We start from the raw sequence: 18,458 nt of genomic DNA, 5'->3' as shown, positions 1-18,458 counted from the left end.
AAGGAGTCTCGTTCCATGCGCCGGGTGTCCCGAATCGCCGTTGCGGGCGTTGCAACCGCAGCCCTTGCCGTCACCGTTTCAGCGTGCGGCAACTCGTCCAGCTCGTCCACCGGCAAGGCCGGCGCGTCCAAGGGTGTCGGTCTCGCCTACGACGTCGGCGGCAAGGGCGACCAGTCCTTCAACGACGCCGCGTACGCCGGCTTCCAGAAGGCCGACCAGGAGTTCGGCGTCACCGGCCGGGACATCGAGCCGCAGGACGGCGAGTCCGACGCGGACAAGGTGCAGCGGCTGGAGACCCTGGCCAAGTCCGGCTACAACCCGGTCATAGGTGTCGGCTTCGCCTACGCGCCCGCCGTCAAGGAGGCCGCCGCGAAGTTCCCGAAGGTCACCTTCGGCATCATCGACGACAACCAGGACCAGGCGAGCAACATCGCGGACATGGTCTTCCACGAGGAGCAGTCCTCGTACCTGGCCGGCGTCACCGCCGCGCTGACCACCAAGTCGAACACCGTGGGCTTCATCGGCGGCGTGGACGTCCCGCTGATCCACAAGTTCGAGGCGGGCTTCGAGCAGGGCGTCAAGGACACCAAGAAGAACATCACGGTCAAGGCCCAGTACCTGACCCAGACCGCCCAGGAGGGCGGCTTCTCCAGCCCCGACAAGGGCGAGGCCGCCGCCGAGGGCCAGATCGGCGCCGGTGCCGACGTCGTCTACGCCGCCGCGGGTCTGTCCGGCCAGGGCGTCATCAAGGCCGCCGCCGCGCACAAGGTGTGGGCGATCGGCGTCGACTCCGACCAGTACAACCAGGCCGCGCTGTCGAAGTACAAGAACTACATCCTGACCTCGGCCCTCAAGAACGTCGAGGGCGCGGTCTACGACCTGGCCAAGTCCGTCATCAAGGACAAGAAGCCGCTGTCCGGCGACATCCGCGGCTCCCTGAACAACGGTGGCGTCGGCCTGGCCGACTCCAACCCGGTCTTCAAGAACAACGCCGCCCTGCAGGCCGCGCTCAAGAAGGCCGAGGCCGGCATCAAGGACGGTTCGATCACGGTCAAGACCTCCTGACCCAGGGGGCATGACCGCGGGAGCTGCCTTTCGGATCAGCTCGGCCACGCGGGCCCTGGCACGTGCATCTGCGGCGTTGTCGTCGGTCGCCGACTCCCCCACGCTCGGCTTCGCTCGCGCGGGGGACCCCCATCGCGTCGACTCCCTCCTCCGCCTTGCAGCTGCACGCACCAGACCCCGCTCGGGTCGGCCGAGAGTCACCGTCTGTCTCGGCCGACCTGATCCGAAAGGCAGGTCCCGTCGTAGGCATGGTCAAAAGAACGCTGTAATGGCAGCGTTACGGCCACGGAACGGGGTGCGGGAATGATGTTCTTCCCGCGCCCCCTGCCATGGATCCGGGGACCTCGACGGGGCCCCGGGCGCGGATCCGAGAGTTCGGTCAGGAAACTCGGGTGCGGGTCCGGGCGATCGGCCGGAGGTCCCGGGCGGGTGTCCGGGAGATCGACGGAGATCCCGGGGACCGACGGCAGGGGCAACCCCCGTTCGCGCGGCAGAATGCTCGGAACGGATCGAGAGTCGAAAGAGCTCGGTCAGGTCCGGGCACTATTTAAAGCAGGGGCGCTACGCGCGTAGAGCGACCCCTTTTCCGAGGAGAGTGCGCCATCGACGCGTCCAGCAGCCCTCCGCTCACCGCAGAGACGACAGCCGCGGTCGAGCTGGCGGGGATCACCAAACGATTCCCGGGTGTCGTAGCCAACCACGACATCCACCTGTCCGTCCGCAAGGGCACCGTGCATGCCCTGGTGGGCGAGAACGGCGCCGGCAAGTCGACCCTGATGAAGATCCTCTACGGCATGCAGAAGCCGGACGAGGGCACCATCGCGGTCGACGGCGAGCAGGTCTCCTTCTCGTCCCCGGCCGACGCCATCGCACGCGGCATCGGCATGGTCCACCAGCACTTCATGCTGGCGGACAACCTGACGGTGCTGGAGAACGTCGTGCTCGGCAGCGAGAAGCTGTACGGCATCGGCGGCAACGCCCGGAAGAAGATCAAGGAGATCTCCGACCGGTACGGCCTCGGCATCCGCCCGGACGCCCTGGTCGAGGACCTCGGTGTCGCCGACCGGCAGCGCGTGGAGATCCTCAAGGTCCTCTTCCGCGGCGCCAAGACCCTGATCCTCGACGAGCCCACCGCGGTCCTCGTCCCGCAGGAGGTCGACGCACTCTTCGACAACCTGCGCGAGCTGAAGTCCGAGGGCCTCTCGGTCATCTTCATCTCCCACAAGCTCGGCGAGGTGCTCTCCGTCGCCGACGACATCACCGTCATCCGGCGCGGCACCACCGTCGGCACCGCGATCCCCTCCGAGACCACCCCCCGCCAGCTCGCCGAGCTGATGGTCGGCAGCGAGCTGCCCACCCCGGAGACCGCCGAGTCCACGGTCACCGACAAGGCCGTCGTCACGGTCAAGAACCTCACCGTCTACGCCAGCGGCCCCTCCCTCGGCGAGGTCGGCGCACAGCCCGAGACCGCCACGGTCGGCTCGTCCGGCGCCACCGCCCGCGGCGACGTCCTCGACGAGGCCACCGCCCCCGGCGCCGCCAAGCGCGTCCTCGACGACGTCACCTTCACCATCCACGCCGGCGAGGTCATGGGCATCGCCGGTGTCGAGGGCAACGGCCAGACCGAGCTGATCGACGCGCTCATCGGCACCCGCAACGCCGACTCGGGCACGATCGAGTTCCTCGGCGAGGACGTCACCGGCTGGGGCACCCGCAAGCGCCGCGAGTCCGGTGTCGGCTACATCCCCGAGGACCGGCACCGCCAGGGCCTGCTCCTGGAGTCCCCGCTCTGGGAGAACCGCATCCTCGGCCACGTCACCGAGAAGCCCAACGCGAAGGGCTTCTGGCTGGACATCAAGGGCGCCCAGGCCGACACCCGGCGGATCGTCGAGGAGTACGACGTCCGCACCCCCGGCATCGACGTCACCGCCGCCTCGCTCTCCGGCGGCAACCAGCAGAAGCTGATCGTCGGCCGCGAGATGAGCCACCACCCGAAGTTCCTGATCGCCGCCCACCCCACCCGCGGTGTGGACGTCGGCGCCCAGGCGCAGATCTGGGACCGCATCCGGGAGGCCCGCCGCGAGGGCCTGGCGGTGCTGCTGATCTCCGCCGACCTGGACGAGCTGATCGGCCTGTCGGACACCCTGCGGGTGATCTTCGACGGAAGGCTGGTCGCGGACGCCGACCCGGCCACCGTCACCCCGGAGGAGCTGGGCTCCGCCATGACGGGTGCCGCGTCCGGCCACCTGGAACACGTAGAGACCGCCCCAGAAGGACGCGAAGGCGCCGACGGTCCGGAGGACGAGGCCCGATGAAGAAGTTCGACAAGGAGCGGGTGCTCCTCGCGGTGGCAGGACCGGTCATCGCGCTCGTCCTGGCGATCGCCCTGACCTCGATCGTGCTGCTGGCCTCGAACCGCAACCCGTTCGAGCCGTACGTGCTGATGCTCCAGCAGCTGCCGTACTCGGACATCCAGGTCCTGATCATCAACCAGGCGGCGATGTACTACATCGCGGCCATCGCGGTCGCCCTCGGCTTCCGGATGAACCTGTTCAACATCGGCGTCGACGGCCAGTACCGCCTCGCCGCCGTGATGACGGCCGTGGTCGGCGCCAACGTCGGCCTGCCCGCCTTCCTGCAGATCCCGATGCTGCTCCTGGTCGCCATGCTCACCGGCGCCTTCTGGGCCGGCATCGCGGGCGTCCTCAAGGTCACCCGAGGGGTCAGCGAGGTCGTCTCCACGATCATGCTGAACGCCATCGCCACCAGCGTCATCGGCTACGTCACCCTCTCCGACGTGTGGGGCGTCCAGGTCGGCAACAACATGACGACCGGCGTGATGAAGAAGTCCGGCTGGTTCCCCGGCATCAACCTGGGCTCCGACGTCGGCGACATCTACGGCATGGTCTTCGTCGCCATCGCCCTCGGCATCGGCTTCTGGCTGGTCCTCAACCGCACCCGCTTCGGCTTCGACCTGCGCGCCACCGGCGCCTCCGAGTCCGCCGCGGCCGCCTCCGGCGTCGACGCCAAGCGCATGGTCCTGATGTCCATGCTGATCTCCGGCGCCGTCTCCGGCCTCGCGGGCCTCCCGCTGCTGCTCGGCGACTCCCACACCTACAGCCTCGACTTCCCGGCCGGCCTCGGCTTCACCGCCATCGGCATCGCCCTGCTCGGCCGCAACAACCCGGGCGGCATCGCCTTCGCCGCCCTGCTGTGGGCCTTCCTCGACAAGGCCTCGCCCGCCCTCGACTACGCGACCCCGGTGGCGTACGAGAAGGAGATCGCCACGATCATGCAGGGCCTGATCGTCTTCTCCGTCGTCATCTCCTACGAAGCCGTACGGCAGTGGGGTCTGCGCCGCCAGCAGCGCCAGGTCGGCGCGGAGCTCGCCGCGGCCGCCGCCAAGAACACCAAGAAGGAGGTGGCGGCCTGATGTCCACCGCGACCATCGCCAAGCCGCAGGCGAAGCAGCCCGGCAGGGGCGGCCGCCGAATGTCGCTCCCGGTACTCCTGCTGGTCATCGCCGGTGTACTGATCCTGACCTCGGCCGTGCGCATCATCACCGGCGCCGAGGGCATCACCTCGACCGGCCAGATGTCCACCGCGCTGCGCCTCGCCGTCCCGATCGGCCTCGCCGGTCTCGGCGGTCTGTGGGCCGAGCGCGCGGGCGTCGTCAACATCGGCCTCGAAGGCATGATGATCCTCGGCACCTGGTTCGGCGCCTGGGCCGGCTACCAGTGGGGCCCCTGGGTCGGCGTCGTCTTCGGCATCCTCGGCGGCGCGCTCGGCGCCCTGCTGCACGCCGTCGCCACCGTCACCTTCAACGTCAACCACATCGTCTCCGGTGTGGCCCTGAACATCCTCGCCCTGGGCGCCACCCGCTACCTCTCGAAGTTCACCTTCGAGAACGCCGAGGGCGGCTCCTCCAAGCAGTCCCCGCCGATCGACTCACTCGGCACGTTCAGTGTCCCGGGCCTGTCCGACTGGCTGGACACGCTCAACCAGAAGCACTGGTTCTTCGTCTCCGACATCGCGGGCCTGGTCGGCGGCCTGCTCACCGACCTCTCGCCGCTGACGGTGATCGCGGTGGCCCTCGTACCGATCACGTGGTGGGTCCTGTGGCGCACCGCCTTCGGCCTGCGGCTGCGCTCCTGCGGCGAGAACCCGGTCGCGGCCGAGTCCCTCGGCGTCAACGTCTACAAGTACAAGTACATCGCGGTGATCATCAGCGGTGGCTTCGCCGGCCTCGGCGGCGCGTTCCTGTCGATCGTCGCCTCCAACGTGTACCTCGACGGCCAGACCGCCGGCCGCGGCTACATCGGTCTCGCCGCGATGATCTTCGGCAACTGGATGCCGGGCGGCCTCGCCCTCGGCGCCGGCCTGTTCGGCTACACCGACAGCCTCAACCTGCGCGGCGGCACGGTCAACGTCCACGCGCTGATCCTGCTGCTCGCGATCCTGCTGGTGTTCGGCGCCGCCTACCTGGCCTGGAAGAAGAAGTACGTCCCGGCCGTCATCACGATCGTCATCTCGGTCCTGATGTTCGTCTGGTACGCCACCACCGACGACGTCCCGCGTCAGCTGGTCACCGCGACCCCGTACATCGTCACCCTCCTCGTCCTCTCGCTGTCCGCGCAGTCCCTGCGGATGCCGAAGGCGGACGGCCTGCCGTACCGGAAGGGACAGGGCAAGTGACCGCCGAGGCCGCCGACTTCGACTGGGAGGCCCTGCGCACGCAGGCGCGGGAGGCCATGTCCCACGCCTACGCCCCCTACTCCGGCTACCCGGTCGGGGTCGCCGCCCTGGTGGACGACGGCCGTACGGTCTCCGGCTGCAACGTGGAGAACGCGTCGTACGGCCTCGGCCTGTGCGCCGAGTGCGGACTGGTCTCCGAGCTGCAGCGCACGGGCGGCGGCCGGCTCACGCACTTCACCTGCGTGGACGGCACGGGCGGCCTCCTCGTCCCGTGCGGCCGCTGCCGCCAGCTGCTCTACGAGTTCGGCGGCCCGGACCTCCTCCTGGACACCCCGGAGGGCGTCCTGCCCCTCTCCGAGATGCTGCCCCAGGCCTTCGGCCCGGCCCATCTCACCAAGTAATCCCGTACGGCCCCTTCCGGTTGGGAGGGGCCGTACGCATCGCACTTCTCCGAAGGGAACGCCATGGCCACCATGGACGCCGTCTCCGTCATCCGCACCAAGCGGGACCGCGGTGAGCTCAGCGACCACCAGATCGACTGGGTCATCGACGCGTACACGCGCGGCGAGGTCGCCGACGAGCAGATGTCGTCGCTCGCGATGGCCATCCTCCTCAACGGCATGAACCGCCGCGAGATCGCCCGCTGGACCGCCGCGATGATCGCCTCCGGCGAGCGCATGGACTTCTCCTCGCTGTCCCGTCCGACGGCCGACAAGCACTCCACGGGCGGCGTCGGCGACAAGATCACCCTCCCGCTGGCGCCCCTCGTGGCGGCCTGCGGCGCGGCCGTCCCCCAGCTCTCCGGGCGCGGCCTCGGCCACACCGGCGGCACCCTGGACAAGCTGGAGTCGATCCCCGGCTGGCGCGCGCTGCTCTCCAACGAGGAGATGCTGAACGTCCTCGACACCACCGGCGCGGTGATCTGCGCGGCGGGCGACGGCCTGGCCCCCGCCGACAAGAAGCTGTACGCGCTGCGCGACGTCACCGGCACGGTCGAGGCGATCCCGCTGATCGCCTCCTCGATCATGTCGAAGAAGATCGCCGAGGGCACCGGCTCCCTGGTCCTGGACGTGAAGGTCGGCACCGGCGCCTTCATGAAGACTATCGAGGACGCCCGCGAGCTGGCCTCGACCATGGTGGGCCTCGGCACCGACCACGGCGTGAAGACGGTCGCGCTCCTCACGGACATGTCCACCCCGCTCGGCCTCACCGCCGGCAACGCCCTGGAGGTCCGCGAGTCGGTGGAGGTCCTGGCCGGCGGCGGCCCCGCCGACGTGGTGGAGCTGACCCTCGCCCTCGCCCGCGAGATGCTCGACGCGGCCGGCGTCCGCGACGCCGACCCGGCCAAGGCGCTCGCCGACGGCTCCGCCATGGACGTCTGGCGCCGGATGATCGCGGCCCAGGGCGGCGACCCCGACGCGGCCCTCCCTGTCGCCAAGGAGCAGCACGTGATCAAGGCGCCGTCGGCCGGTGTCCTGACCCGCCTCGACGCCTACGACATCGGCGTCGCCGCCTGGCGCCTGGGCGCCGGCCGGGCCCGCAAGGAGGACCCGGTGCAGGCGGGCGCGGGCGTCGAACTCCACGCCAGGCCCGGCGACACCGTCACCGCGGGCCAGCCCCTCCTCACCCTGCACACGGACACCCCGGAGCGCTTCGAGTACGCGCTCCAGGCGGTCGAGGGGTCGTACGACATCGCGGCGGCCGGTACGGTCTTCACGGCGGCGCCCGTCGTGCTGGAACGTATCGCCTGACCAGGTGTTTCTTCTTTCGGGTGAACGGGATCGGTGGACCTCCGCCGGTCCCGTTCGGCATGCTGGGATCGGTGACGCGACCGAAGGAGACCGCCATGAGCGCACTCACCGTGGGCCAGGACCCCGACCAGAACTGGGACGAACTCGTCCGGTACTGGGAGGAGATGGAATGGCCCGAGGGCAGCAAGGTGGAGATCATCGAGGGGATCATCACCGTGTCACCTGCTCCCGCCTACCGGCACAACGACATCGCGGAGCGTATCCAGCGTCGCCTGTACTCCGTGATTCCGGAGGACTGGGGGGTCTACCAGACGCTGTCGATCGCTGTGCCATCGCGTCTCGGAATGTTCATTCCGGACATTGTGGTGGCTCCTCGGCAGACCGATTCCTCTGTGGAGAGCCATATCCCCGCCGGACTTGTGGAACTCGTCGTCGAGGTCACCTCCAAGTCCAACGCCCGGCACGACCGCGTCAGCAAGCCCGCCGCCTGCGCCACCGCGGGCATCCCGCTCTACCTCCTGATCGACCGCTGGGCCCCCGGCGGCCCCACCGCGACGCTCTACGGCGAGCCGAAGAGCGATGTCTACCGGGTCCTCCGCGCCGTGAAGTTCGGCGACCCGATCGACCTGCCGGAGCCGTTCGGCCTCACGATCGACACCGGGGAGTTCCCGGTCGACTGACCGTCCGTCACCCCAACAGCGCCGCCACGACCACCAGGACCGGTACCGCCAGCACCGTCGACAGCAGGATCGAGTCCCGGGCCAGTTCCTCGCCGACCCGGTAGGTGCTGGCGTAGGTGTAGAGGTTCTGGGCGGCGGGGAGGGCCGAGGTCACCGTCACGTCGAGCAGGGGCGCGCCGTGCAGGTCGAAGACGGTCGACGCCAGGGCCCAGGCGGCCAGCGGCTGGCCCACCGACTTCAGGGCGACCGACAGCAGCACTGGGTGACGGTCGCGGCCCCGGCCCGGGAGCGTGCTGCCGCGCAGGGAGATGCCGAAGGCGAGCAGGACAGCCGGGACGGACATGTTGCCGATCAGGGTCAGGGGGTCCATGACCGGGCCGGGGACGTGGATCCCGAGCCCCGAGACCGCGACGCCGGAAAGGGAGCCCACGGCTATCGGGTTGCGGAGCGGGGTCAGCAGGCGGCGCCACCAGGGGCCCTTCTCGCCCGCGCCGGACAGGTCGAGGACCGTCAGGGCGACCGGGGTGAGGAGCACCACCTGGAAGAGCAGCACCGGTGCCACCAGGGACGCGTCGCCCAGCACGTACACCGCGATCGGGATGCCGAGGTTGCCCGAGTTGACGTAGCTGGAGCACAGCGCGCCGATCGTCGTACGGCCCACACCCCAGCCCCGTACGACACCCACCGCCACGAACACGCCCGCCGCCGCTGCCGTGCTCAGGGCCGTCACCAGGAGGCGGCTGGAGAAGATCACCGCGAGGTCGGCCCTGGCGAGGGTGGTGAAGAGGAGGGCGGGTGAGGCCACGTGGAAGGCGAGCTTGGTGAGGACCTCGCGGCCGTTCACGCCCAGGTGGCCGCCGCGGCCGAGGACGTAGCCGACGGCGATGACGATCGCGATCACCGCGAATCCGCTCAGCACCCCCTGCACGGGACCCCCTCGCGGCGGAGAAGGCCGTCGGGCGGGGCGGGCGCTGCTGATCCGTGGGGCATGCAACCAACCCTCTGGGTCGGTCAGGTGCAGGTCAACGTAGTGGCCCTTGTGATCTTCGCGACCGTACGGAAGGCGGGGTGCCCCGCCCGATGAGTTGTCGGACCCGCGGCGGTCTACTGGTCGTGGATGCCGTGACCCCCGCCGTGCTCGTGCTGTCGGGCCCCGTCGTCAGGGACGAGGTGCCGGGGCTCTGTGACGACGTGCGTGAGCTGCTCGGGGCGGGCGGGGCCGGGCCGTGCCGCCGGGTCGTCGTCTGCGACGTGGGCGGGCTCGGGCCGCCGGGTCTGGCGGCCGTCGACCTGCTGGCCCGGCTCGAGCTGACGGCCCGGCGGGCCGGCGGGCGGATCCGGCTCCGCGACCCCGACCCCGCCCTACGCTCCCTCCTCCGCTTCCTCGGCCTTCGCCTCCAGGTGGAGGGGGAGGCCGAAGAGCGGGAACCAGCGCTTGGTGTCGAGGAAGAAGTGGAACCCGGTCAGCCGGCCGTCTGAGATCTCCAGGACCTGGATGGACCAGGGGCTCCAGCCGCCGGTGTCCGGGTCGGGCTTGTACTGGGCGAACCCGGGCAGGCCGTTGACCCGGACCGGGAACAGCCGCGAGCCCTCGCAGGCGGAGCCGATGGTGGTCATGAAGCCGGCGATGTCGTCGTGGCCGGTGAGCCACAGGTCGAACGGCGGCATCGTCATGATGGCGTCCTCGTGGAGCAGCGCCGTCAGGGCGGCCATGTCGTAGCCCTCGAAGGCGGCGACATAGCGCTCCAGGAGCTTCTGCTGCTCCTCGTCGAGCGGGTCGGAGACCTCCGCGGCGGCGCCCGACTGCCGCTGCTCGGCCAGCGTGGCGCGGGCCCGCTGCAACGCGCTGTTGACCGAGGCGACGGTGGTGCCGAGCAGCTCGGCCACCTCGGTGGCCTTCCAGGCCAGCACCTCGCGCAGGATCAGCACCGCCCGCTGCTTCGGCGGCAGCTGCTGGAGCGCGGCCATGAAGGCGAGCCGGATCGACTCCTTGGCCACGGCGGCCTCCGCCGGGTCGTCCACGGTCGGCAGCACGCGCGCGTCCGGCACCGGCTCCAGCCAGGTGTTGTCGGGCCGGGGCGAGAGCGCGGCCTGGGCCAGCGGCGTCGACTCGCTGAGATCCATCGGCCGGGCCCGCTTGTTGCCCGCGGTGAGCATGTCCAGGCACACGTTCGTCGCGATCCGGTACAGCCACGACCGCAGGCTGGAGCGGCCCTCGAACTTCTCGTAGCTCCGCCAGGCCCGCACCATCGTGTCCTGGACCGCGTCCTCGGCCTCGAAGGACGAGCCGAGCATGCGGTAGCAGTACCCGGTCAGCTCGGTCCGGTGCTTCTCCAGTGCGACGTCGAGATCCGCCGTCGCCGTGCTGTCGGTCATCTTCCGTCCACCCACCCCTGTGGCCGTTCCTGTTCGCGCGCCGTTGCGCTTCAGCACTTCGGAAGGTATCGCAGGGGACTGACAATGGCCCCTGGAGTGGGGAAACGTGCAGGTGAGATGGGGGGGCGCCCACGGACCTGGGGGTGCGGTCCGTGGGCGGGCGCGGCGCCGTCGTGGCTGGTCGCGCAGTTCCCCGCGCCCCTTTCGGGGCGCTGCAGTGCGGGGCGTCGGTCAGTGAGCGTTGGCCAGGAGGGTGCGGCGCGCTGCCACAGAGCCCAGGACCGTGATGGTCACGACGCCCAGGATCGCGAGGAGGCCTACGCCGACCGTGCCGGACCAGCCCTGGGCGTGGAAGGCCAGCGCGCCCACCGTGCTGCCCGCGCTGGAGCCGATGTAGTACGCGGACTGGTAGAGGGCCGAGGCCTGGGCCCTGCCGTGGGTGGCCGTCTTGCTGACCGCGGAGGAGGCGACCGCGTGGCCGGCGAAGAAGCCCGCGGTGATCAGGACCAGGCCCAGCAGGACCAGGGGGAGCGAGTCGGCCAGGGAGAGGAGCAGGCCGGTGGCCGTGGTGCCGCCGGCCAGGTAGAGGGCACCGCGGCGGCCCAGGCGGCCGACCAGGCGTCCCGCGGTCGACGCGGACACCGTGCCGACCAGGTACACCAGGAAGATCGAGCCGATGATGCCCTGGGGGAGCGAGAAGGGCTCCTGGGTCAGGCGGTAGCCGATCACCGTGTAGACGCCGCCGAAGACGGTCATGAAGAGCGCGCCGATCGCGTACAGGCGGCGCAGCAGGGGGTTCGCCAGGTGGTCGCGGACCGTGCCGAGCAGCCGGCGCGGGTGCAGCGAGCCCGCCTTGAAGTGCCGCGGGGCCGGGAGGAGCAGCCGGAAGGCCACCGCGCAGCCGACCGCGATCACGCCGATCGTGCCCACGGCCACCCGCCAGCCCCACTCCTGCGCGACCCAACCGGTGATGACCCGGCCGCTCATCCCGCCCACGCTGTTGCCCGCGACGAACAGGCCTATCGCCGTGACCAGCGCCTTCGGCCGGACCTCCTCGGCCAGATAGGCCTGCGCCGACGCCGGCAGTCCGGCCAGCGCCGCGCCCTGGACGCCGCGGAGCACGATCAGCACGCCGAGGGACGGCGCGAACGGCACCAGCAGTCCGACGGTCACCGCGACCGCCAGCGAGCCGGTCATGACCGTACGGCGCCCGAACCGCTCGGACAGGGCGCTCATCGGGATGACGAACAGCGCCAGACCGCCGGTCGCCGCCGCCACCGTCCAGCTCGCGTCGCTCGCGGAGACGCCGTAGCCGTCCGAGATCAGCGGGAGCAGGGCCTGCGTGGAGTAGAGGAGGGCGAAGGTCGCGACACCGGCGAGGAAGAGCGCGAAGCTCATCCGGCGGTAGCCGGGACCGCCCGGGGTCAGACGGGAGTCGGAGGCGGGGGCGGGGGCGGGGACGGACTCGACGGCGTCCACGGTGGTGGACGCCCCGGTACTGGCGGGAGACATGCTTCGAACGTACGGACCCGCCGTTGATCCGTCCAATGCGTGAATTCGCCATAATCGTTCCCATGGAGCATCAGCAGAGGTCAGTGCAGCGCCTGTCACCGGACAGTGACACAGAAGACATGGCGATGTTGCTGGCTCCACGCCTCGCGTACTTCGCCGGCGTGGCCCGCACGGAGCATGTCACCAGGGCCGCCCAGGAGCTGAACGTCCCCCAGTCCACGCTCTCCCGCGCGGTGGTCCGCCTGGAACAGGACCTGGGCGTCGACCTCTTCACCCGGCACGGCCGCACCGTCTCCCTCACCCCGGCCGGCCGGACCTTCCTCACCTCGGTCGAGCGCGCCCTCGGCGAGGTCCGGCGCGCCGCCGACGAGGTGCGCGCCGACGCCGACCCCACCACGGGCAAGGTCGCCTTCGGGTTCCTGCACACCATGGGTGCGGAGACCGTGCCCGGCCTGCTCCAGGCCTTCCGCGTCGACCATCCCCGGATCCGCTTCAGCCTCGTGCAGAACTACGGCGAGGCGATGCTCGAGAAGCTGCGGGCGGGCGAACTGGACCTCTGCCTCACCTCGCCGGTACCCGACGCCCCGGACCTGGCCGCCCGCCGCCTCGACGAACAGAAGCTGCGCCTGGTGGTGCCCGTCGACCACCCGCTGGCCGCCCGCAAGCGCATCCGCCTCGCCGAGGCCGCCGACGAGACCTTCGTGACCCTGGAACCGGGCTACGGCCTGCGCCGCATCACCGACGACGCGTGCAGGGAGGCGGGCTTCAAGCCGAGGGTCGCCTTCGAAGGGGAGGAGGCGGAGACGCTGAGGGGCCTGGTGGCGGCCGGGTTGGGGGTGGCGCTGCTCCCGCCACCCGCCTTTCCCCGCCCGGGAGTCGTGGAACTGACGGTCACGGCTCCGAGAGCGGTGAGAGAGATCGGCGTGGCATGGCTGGACGGCCACCCGGACACCCCGCCGGTGGCGGCTTTCAAGAGATTCCTGCTGTCGAGAAGGGGCAACCTGCTGCCCACCTAGCGACAGCGCGCCCCTTGGGGGCGCTGGGGGTACCCCCGGCCGAAGGCTGGGGGAGGAACTGCGCGATCAACCACGACGCACCCGCACCCCGAACACAACCGAACCCCCCACCCCCTACCGTCTCAACGACTTGCCGAACCCCGCAGCCAACGGCATCCGCAACCCGATCGGCGGCGGCGCGGCAAGCGCGTCCTCCACCGGCCGCGACACCGCATGCCCGTACAGCGCCCCCATGACGAAGTCCGAAGCGAGAGCGAGGACTTCGTCCCGGTGCTGATGCAACCCGTGGCCGTCCGAGTGCACCTCGAACCGGCACACCTCCCGGTTCGCCTTCTTCGCCCGCGCCGCCAGCCGGAACGACAGCTCCGGATCGCTCCGTTCGTCGTTCGTGCCGTGCACGATCAGCACCCGCCGGCCCACCAGCTGCCGAACCGGTTCCTCGGGCGCCGCCACGTCGTCCTCGGGCAGCCAGGGGGCGATGGAGACCACGGAGTTGACGGCCTCGTGCCCGCCCGCGTGCAGCGCGGCCCGGCCGCCCATCCCCACGCCGAGCAGGCACACCGGAACGTCGCCGTAGCGCCGTACCACCTCGTCGGCCGCCCAGCCGGCGTCCCCGGCGAGGTTCGCCTCGCTGCCGTTCCACCCGCGACAGCGGTAGTGCACGACATGCGCGGCCAGCCCCTCGTCCCGGCCGTCCCGGGCGAGCCGGCGGCCGAGCGCGCGGACGAAGGCCGTCGCCCATACGAGGGACGGCCGTCGCGCGGAGACCTCCTCCCCGCCGGGGAGGAGCAGGACCGCGCCGCTCACCGTCGTGGGCTCCTGGCCGACTGCCCTGCTCAGGCTGGCCGTTCGGACCGGCGTCGCTTGCTGTGCCATGACAGAACAGTGTCAGAAGAGGCGGTGTACGCGACCCGTCCGTGCGGTCACCGTTGCGTATCGACGGAAACGGGAATCTGCGAGTACCGAGCGTTCTACGCGCGTAGGAGTTACAGTGCGGAAATGACGAGCCAGAGCACCGCGAACACCCCGACGCCGGACCAGATCCGCCGGGCGCCGAAGGTTCTGCTGCACGACCACCTCGACGGCGGCCTGCGTCCGGGCACCGTCGCCGACCTCGCCCGGGAGACCGGGTACGCCGGGCTCCCCGAGGCCGACCCGGACAAGCTCGGCATCTGGTTCCGCGAGGCCGCCGACTCCGGCTCGCTGGAGCGGTACCTGGAGACCTTCTCGCACACCGTCGGCGTCATGCAGACCCGGGACGCCCTGGTCCGGGTCGCCCGCGAGTGCGCCGAGGACCTCGCCGAGGACGGCGTCGTCTACGCCGAGGTGCGGTACGCCCCCGAGCAGCACCTGGAGCGGGGGCTGACCCTGGAGGAGGTCGTCGAGGCGGTCAACGAGGGGTTCCGGCAGGGTGAGGCGCTGGCCCGGGAGAACGGCCGCCGGATCCGGGTCGGCGCCCTGCTCACCGCCATGCGGCACGCGGCCCGCTCCCTGGAGATCGCCGAGCTCGCCAACCGCTACCGGGACCTGGGCGTCGTCGGCTTCGACATCGCCGGCGCCGAGGCGGGCTACCCGCCCACCCGGCACCTCGACGCCTTCGAGTACCTCAAGCGCGAGAACAACCACTTCACCATCCATGCCGGCGAAGCCTTCGGACTGCCGTCCATCTGGCAGGCGCTGCAGTGGTGCGGCGCCGACCGGCTCGGGCACGGGGTGCGGATCATCGACGACATCCAGGTCCACGAGGACGGCACGGTCAAGCTCGGCCGGCTCGCGTCGTACGTCCGCGACAAGCGGATCCCGCTGGAGCTGTGCCCGAGTTCCAACCTCCAGACCGGCGCCGCCGACTCCTACACCGGGCACCCGATCGGGCTGCTGCGCCGGCTGCACTTCCGGGCCACCGTGAACACCGACAACCGGCTGATGTCCGGGACCAGCATGAGCCGGGAATTCGAGCATCTCGTCGAGGCGTTCGGTTACACGCTCGACGACATGCAGTGGTTCTCCGTCAATGCGATGAAATCAGCGTTCATTCCTTTCGATGAACGACTCGCCATGATCAATGACGTTGTGAAGCCGGGGTATGCGGAGCTGAAATCCGAATGGCTGTTCCGGCAGACCGCCTCCACCAGCGGTTCTGCCGATCCGGAGGGCTGATCGGATCTCCCGGCGGGGCACGGAATGCGGACAGGCCTTCACCGGCCGTCCGCATTTCGGTGTTTGCGGCGGACTGCCCGGCATGTTTACGGTCGTGGACCGCTCAGCGTGTTATTGATCCCCGTCTCCGTATTCCAAGGACGCATTGACGATGAAGCAGTCTGCTGCCAAGACCCTCGGTGTCGCCGCCCTCGGTGCCGCCTTCGCCGCCGTCGGCGCGGGCGCGGCCAACGCGGCCCCGGCCGTCCCGGACTCCTCCCAGGCCCTGGACACCGTCACCAAGACGCTGCCGGCCGAGAACGTCTCCAAGGCGCTGCCGGGCGCCGGCGAGGCCGTGGCGCAGGGGCAGAGCGCCCTCGGTGCCGGACTGACCGCCGTCCAGCCGGCCGTCAAGCACGTCCTCGCCGGCGGCCCGACCAAGCCCGTCGCCGGCCTCCTCGGCGGCCTGCCGGTCCAGGGCCTGCCCACGCACGGCCTGCCGGTGAACGGGATTCCGCTCGGCTGACCTCTCCCCGGCCGATCGGCAACGCCGTTGGGGCGCCCCGGAAACGTCCGGAGCGCCCCAACGGCGTTGCCGTACGCCCTTGATCACCAGGCGGTGGAGGCCTTCTCCTCCGAGGGGAGGAGGATCCACAGCGCTATGTAGAGCAGGAACTGCGGTCCCGGCAGCAGGCAGGACAGCAGGAAGATGACCCGCATCGTGGTCGCGGAGGTGCCGAAGCGCCGGGCCAGCGCGGCGCACACTCCGCCGATCATGCGGCCGTGGGTGGGGCGGGCGAGGCTGGACATCTGCGGCTCCTTCGTGAGCGTCCGGTGCGAGGCGGCCCTTCCGGCCCCTCGTCCACCCCCAACGCTACGGAGACGAACCGGGTCGAAGCGTCGCTCTACGGGGCGATCCCGACCCTGGGAATCGTCGGGGTACGACCCTGAGCCGCTTCCTCCTGGGGGAGGGCGGCGGGCCGCTGCCGCTCACCCCGCCGACGGAGCCGGGCGCGGGCCGCCGGCACCACCGCGAGATGCGCGATCACCACGCCCGCCGTGTTGAGCAGGATCGAGTCGACGTCCACCACGCGGCCGGGCACCCCGGTCTGCAGCAGGGCTATGCCCGTCGAGATCAGCGCGCCCGCGGCGGCCGAACTGATCAGGGAGGCGAGCGTCGAGACCCGGAGCTTCCCGTGCGTCATCGGCAGCAGCACACCGAGCGGCGCGAGCAGCGCGAGCCCCTCACCGATCCGGTGCGCCGCCTCACGCCCGCCGAGCGCCAGGTCGGCGCGGATACCGGCGAGGGGGTGCAGGTTGGCGGGCATCACCCAGGGCACGTCCAGCGGCCGCAGCATCAGCCAGGCGACGAACACGAGATGTGCGGCAAGGAGGACACCCCCTGCCACACGGACGCGGATCGCGGCGCTGCCGCCGATGGAGCCTTGACGCTGCACGCCCCCGTAGACGCGCCCGCGCACGCGATCGGTTCCGGACGGGGGAGTGAGGCCTCGACCACACGCCCCCGAGGACGGAAGAACCGACGGAACGGGTCTTCACCAGTGGTGATCGTCATGGTGGGGGCCCGTTCCTCGTTGTCGGGTCGGGTCGGGTCGGGTCGGGTCGGGTCGGGCCTGGCCCGGACAGGGACGTGACAGGGCCCCGGCGGTGAGGTATCTCACGGCCGGGGCCCTGCTATTTGAGCTGCTGGTTGCTCCACGGGTGGTGCTGTGGTGACCTCGGCCGGCTTAGGCGGCCGACGGCAGCTGCCCTTTGTAGGTATTCGCGTACGGGAGCGACTCGGGGTTCCTCCCGCTGCCCTTTGGCAGTCTCAGACGTACTGCTGGAGCCACGGCAGCAGCAGGGCACGAGTGGCCTTCGTGCCGACGGTGTCGGAGACCGCGTCATAGGCGTGATCCATGAAGGGGACCTCGACGTACCGGTGGGTGACGCCGGCGGCCGTCAGTTTGTCGGCGAACGCATTCGTGTGGTCGGCGAGGATGAGGTGGTCCCGGGTGCCGTGCAGGAGCAGGGTCGGCGGGGCGGCCGGGCTGATCTGGTCGGCGGAGTCGATGGCCTTGTAGCGCTCCGGGTACTGGGCGGGCGTACCGCCGACGTACTTGTCGCCGCTGTCCTCGCCGATCGCCGTGTCGCCCACCGTGGCCGTCATGTCGACCGCGGGGTACGAGGCGATCGACGCCTTCACCTTCGGCAGCTGGGCGGCCGTTCCGCAACTCGGCTTCAGGGTCCCCGCGTTGATCTTGTAGGCGACGTTGACGGACAGGTTGCCGCCCGCGGACCCTCCGAAGGTGGCCACCCGGTTCATGTCCCAGTGGTATTCGGAGGCGTGCGCGTTGGCCCAGGTCATGGCGCAGCCGACGTCGGCGTCCGCGGTGTTCCAGGTGTGCCGGGTCTTGGTGGCGAGCCGGTAGTCGACGTCGAGAACGGCGTATCCGTGGTCGGCGAGCCAGCTCGTGTAGACCGTCGGACCGCGGGAGCCCCCGATGAAACCGCCGCCGTGGATGTTGACGACCAGCGGCGTGGCCTTGGTCGACGACGACTCGGGCAGATACAGATCTGCTTTCATCCGCTCGCCGCCCAGCGTGGCGTAGGTGACGGTCTTGTCGGGCCCTGAGCCGATGGCGGTTGCCGGGGCGGCCGGTGAGAAGACGAACCAGTCGCCCGTGGCGCCGTGAAGCGATACCACCTGCACGGTGGTGGTGATCAGTGCCAGCAGCAGAGCCGCTCCGCTTGCCGCGGAGAGGGCGACGGGCAGCCGCCTTCGGCCGCGGCGGCGCAGCGCGATCACTCCCGCGACCAGGGCGAGGACCCCCAGCACGATGTTCCAGGAGCCGAGCGTGTCCCGGAACACGGAGAGGCCGAGCACGACATTCTGCAGCGCCATGACGGACAGGACCGGCGACCACCAGCCCACCGGCGTCACCGCCAGCAGCTGTCCGGCCAGGAGGGCCAGAGCCAGGAGCAGGGCCACCACGAGGAACCCGGTGCGGGCGAAGCGTCCGATCCGCTTGCCGCGCGGCCTGGTTGGGCCCGTCCGGTCCGCCTCAGGTGTGGCGGGTGTGTCCGGACCTTCGACTTTGTTGTGCATGGGCGTGTCTCTCGTCTCGCTGAACAGGGAAGTGGCGCCACAGATGGGCGGTGAGGTCGATGATCGGTATCGCGGTGGACCGGGAACGGGGTAAAACGCCCGAATTCACACCGCGCCG

The 18,458-nt window shown here is 70.6% G+C and carries 18 protein-coding genes; 11 read left to right on the top strand and 7 right to left on the bottom strand.

Annotated features, from left to right (window positions below):
- The first annotated feature begins 15 nt into the window (after nucleotides 1-15).
- From ACIQVL_RS12995 to ACIQVL_RS12965, 7 genes are all read left to right on the top strand, one after another.
- Nucleotides 16-1,065: a BMP family protein gene (locus ACIQVL_RS12995; RefSeq protein WP_403438122.1), complete on the top strand. Its 1,050-nt coding sequence runs from the start codon at nucleotides 16-18 to the stop codon at nucleotides 1,063-1,065.
- Between the two features lie 602 nt (nucleotides 1,066-1,667).
- Entirely contained in the window at nucleotides 1,668-3,380 is a 1,713-nt protein-coding gene (locus tag ACIQVL_RS12990) for an ABC transporter ATP-binding protein (RefSeq protein WP_403438473.1), read from the top strand.
- Entirely contained in the window at nucleotides 3,377-4,498 is a 1,122-nt protein-coding gene (locus ACIQVL_RS12985) for an ABC transporter permease (protein WP_403438119.1), read from the top strand. Before ACIQVL_RS12990 ends, ACIQVL_RS12985 begins: the two co-directional genes overlap by 4 nt.
- The gene (locus ACIQVL_RS12980; RefSeq protein ID WP_403438116.1) at nucleotides 4,498-5,760 is read left to right on the top strand and encodes an ABC transporter permease; all 1,263 of its coding nucleotides are present in this window, start codon (nucleotides 4,498-4,500) and stop codon (nucleotides 5,758-5,760) included. Before ACIQVL_RS12985 ends, ACIQVL_RS12980 begins: the two co-directional genes overlap by 1 nt.
- Nucleotides 5,757-6,161, top strand: a complete 405-nt coding sequence (locus tag ACIQVL_RS12975) for a cytidine deaminase (protein WP_403438114.1) — start codon at nucleotides 5,757-5,759, stop codon at nucleotides 6,159-6,161. Before ACIQVL_RS12980 ends, ACIQVL_RS12975 begins: the two co-directional genes overlap by 4 nt.
- Nucleotides 6,162-6,233: 72 nt before the next feature.
- Nucleotides 6,234-7,511: a thymidine phosphorylase gene (locus tag ACIQVL_RS12970; RefSeq protein WP_403475534.1), complete on the top strand. Its 1,278-nt coding sequence runs from the start codon at nucleotides 6,234-6,236 to the stop codon at nucleotides 7,509-7,511.
- 95 nt (nucleotides 7,512-7,606) lie between these two features.
- Nucleotides 7,607-8,191, top strand: a complete 585-nt coding sequence (locus ACIQVL_RS12965) for a Uma2 family endonuclease (RefSeq protein WP_403475328.1) — start codon at nucleotides 7,607-7,609, stop codon at nucleotides 8,189-8,191.
- A 7-nt stretch (nucleotides 8,192-8,198) separates the two neighbouring features.
- Here the strand turns inward: ACIQVL_RS12965 and ACIQVL_RS12960 are convergent, their stop codons facing one another.
- Nucleotides 8,199-9,119 (bottom strand): AEC family transporter, encoded by a 921-nt coding sequence (locus ACIQVL_RS12960; protein WP_403438110.1) that lies wholly within the window; start codon nucleotides 9,117-9,119, stop codon nucleotides 8,199-8,201.
- A gap of 152 nt (nucleotides 9,120-9,271) precedes the next feature.
- On the opposite strand from ACIQVL_RS12960, the gene ACIQVL_RS12955 reads away from it, so the two are divergent.
- Nucleotides 9,272-9,670 carry an STAS domain-containing protein gene (locus tag ACIQVL_RS12955; protein ID WP_403475327.1) on the top strand — a complete coding sequence of 133 codons (399 nt, stop codon included), beginning with the start codon at nucleotides 9,272-9,274 and terminating at the stop codon, nucleotides 9,668-9,670.
- On the opposite strand, the gene ACIQVL_RS12950 is transcribed toward ACIQVL_RS12955, so the two are convergent.
- On the bottom strand, nucleotides 9,554-10,567 hold the full coding sequence (locus tag ACIQVL_RS12950; RefSeq protein WP_403475326.1) for a sigma-70 family RNA polymerase sigma factor: 1,014 nt from the start codon (nucleotides 10,565-10,567) through the stop codon (nucleotides 9,554-9,556). The two genes, ACIQVL_RS12955 and ACIQVL_RS12950, sit on opposite strands and share 117 nt — an antisense overlap.
- 231 nt (nucleotides 10,568-10,798) lie before the next feature.
- Nucleotides 10,799-12,079 carry an MFS transporter gene (locus ACIQVL_RS12945; RefSeq protein WP_403475325.1) on the bottom strand — a complete coding sequence of 427 codons (1,281 nt, stop codon included), beginning with the start codon at nucleotides 12,077-12,079 and terminating at the stop codon, nucleotides 10,799-10,801.
- A gap of 62 nt (nucleotides 12,080-12,141) precedes the next feature.
- On the opposite strand from ACIQVL_RS12945, the gene ACIQVL_RS12940 reads away from it, so the two are divergent.
- Nucleotides 12,142-13,095: a LysR family transcriptional regulator gene (locus ACIQVL_RS12940; protein WP_403438101.1), complete on the top strand. Its 954-nt coding sequence runs from the start codon at nucleotides 12,142-12,144 to the stop codon at nucleotides 13,093-13,095.
- Nucleotides 13,096-13,209: 114 nt separating this feature from the next.
- Here ACIQVL_RS12940 and ACIQVL_RS12935 read toward each other — a convergent pair whose 3' ends face one another.
- Nucleotides 13,210-13,971 carry an alpha/beta hydrolase gene (locus ACIQVL_RS12935; RefSeq protein ID WP_403475324.1) on the bottom strand — a complete coding sequence of 254 codons (762 nt, stop codon included), beginning with the start codon at nucleotides 13,969-13,971 and terminating at the stop codon, nucleotides 13,210-13,212.
- A 123-nt stretch (nucleotides 13,972-14,094) separates the two neighbouring features.
- Between ACIQVL_RS12935 and ACIQVL_RS12930 the strand changes: the two genes are divergently transcribed.
- Together ACIQVL_RS12930 and ACIQVL_RS12925 are read left to right on the top strand one after the other, a co-directional pair.
- Nucleotides 14,095-15,252: an adenosine deaminase gene (locus tag ACIQVL_RS12930; protein ID WP_403475323.1), complete on the top strand. Its 1,158-nt coding sequence runs from the start codon at nucleotides 14,095-14,097 to the stop codon at nucleotides 15,250-15,252.
- 151 nt (nucleotides 15,253-15,403) lie between these two features.
- Entirely contained in the window at nucleotides 15,404-15,757 is a 354-nt protein-coding gene (locus ACIQVL_RS12925) for an ATP-binding protein (RefSeq protein ID WP_403475322.1), read from the top strand.
- A gap of 83 nt (nucleotides 15,758-15,840) precedes the next feature.
- On the opposite strand, the gene ACIQVL_RS12920 is transcribed toward ACIQVL_RS12925, so the two are convergent.
- The 3 genes from ACIQVL_RS12920 to ACIQVL_RS12910 form a co-directional block, all read right to left on the bottom strand.
- On the bottom strand, nucleotides 15,841-16,041 hold the full coding sequence (locus tag ACIQVL_RS12920; RefSeq protein WP_181805292.1) for a PspC domain-containing protein: 201 nt from the start codon (nucleotides 16,039-16,041) through the stop codon (nucleotides 15,841-15,843).
- 95 nt (nucleotides 16,042-16,136) lie between these two features.
- Entirely contained in the window at nucleotides 16,137-16,688 is a 552-nt protein-coding gene (locus tag ACIQVL_RS12915) for a VanZ family protein (RefSeq protein ID WP_403438095.1), read from the bottom strand.
- Nucleotides 16,689-17,062: 374 nt separating this feature from the next.
- Nucleotides 17,063-18,340 (bottom strand): alpha/beta hydrolase fold domain-containing protein, encoded by a 1,278-nt coding sequence (locus ACIQVL_RS12910; protein ID WP_403475321.1) that lies wholly within the window; start codon nucleotides 18,338-18,340, stop codon nucleotides 17,063-17,065.
- Nucleotides 18,341-18,458: the final 118 nt, after the last annotated feature.

Origin of the sequence: Streptomyces sp. NPDC090499, from assembly GCF_044769305.1 — a bacterium.
Classification (GTDB): Bacteria; Actinomycetota; Actinomycetes; order Streptomycetales; family Streptomycetaceae; genus Streptomyces.
This window is presented reverse-complemented; position numbering and strand designations above follow the sequence as displayed.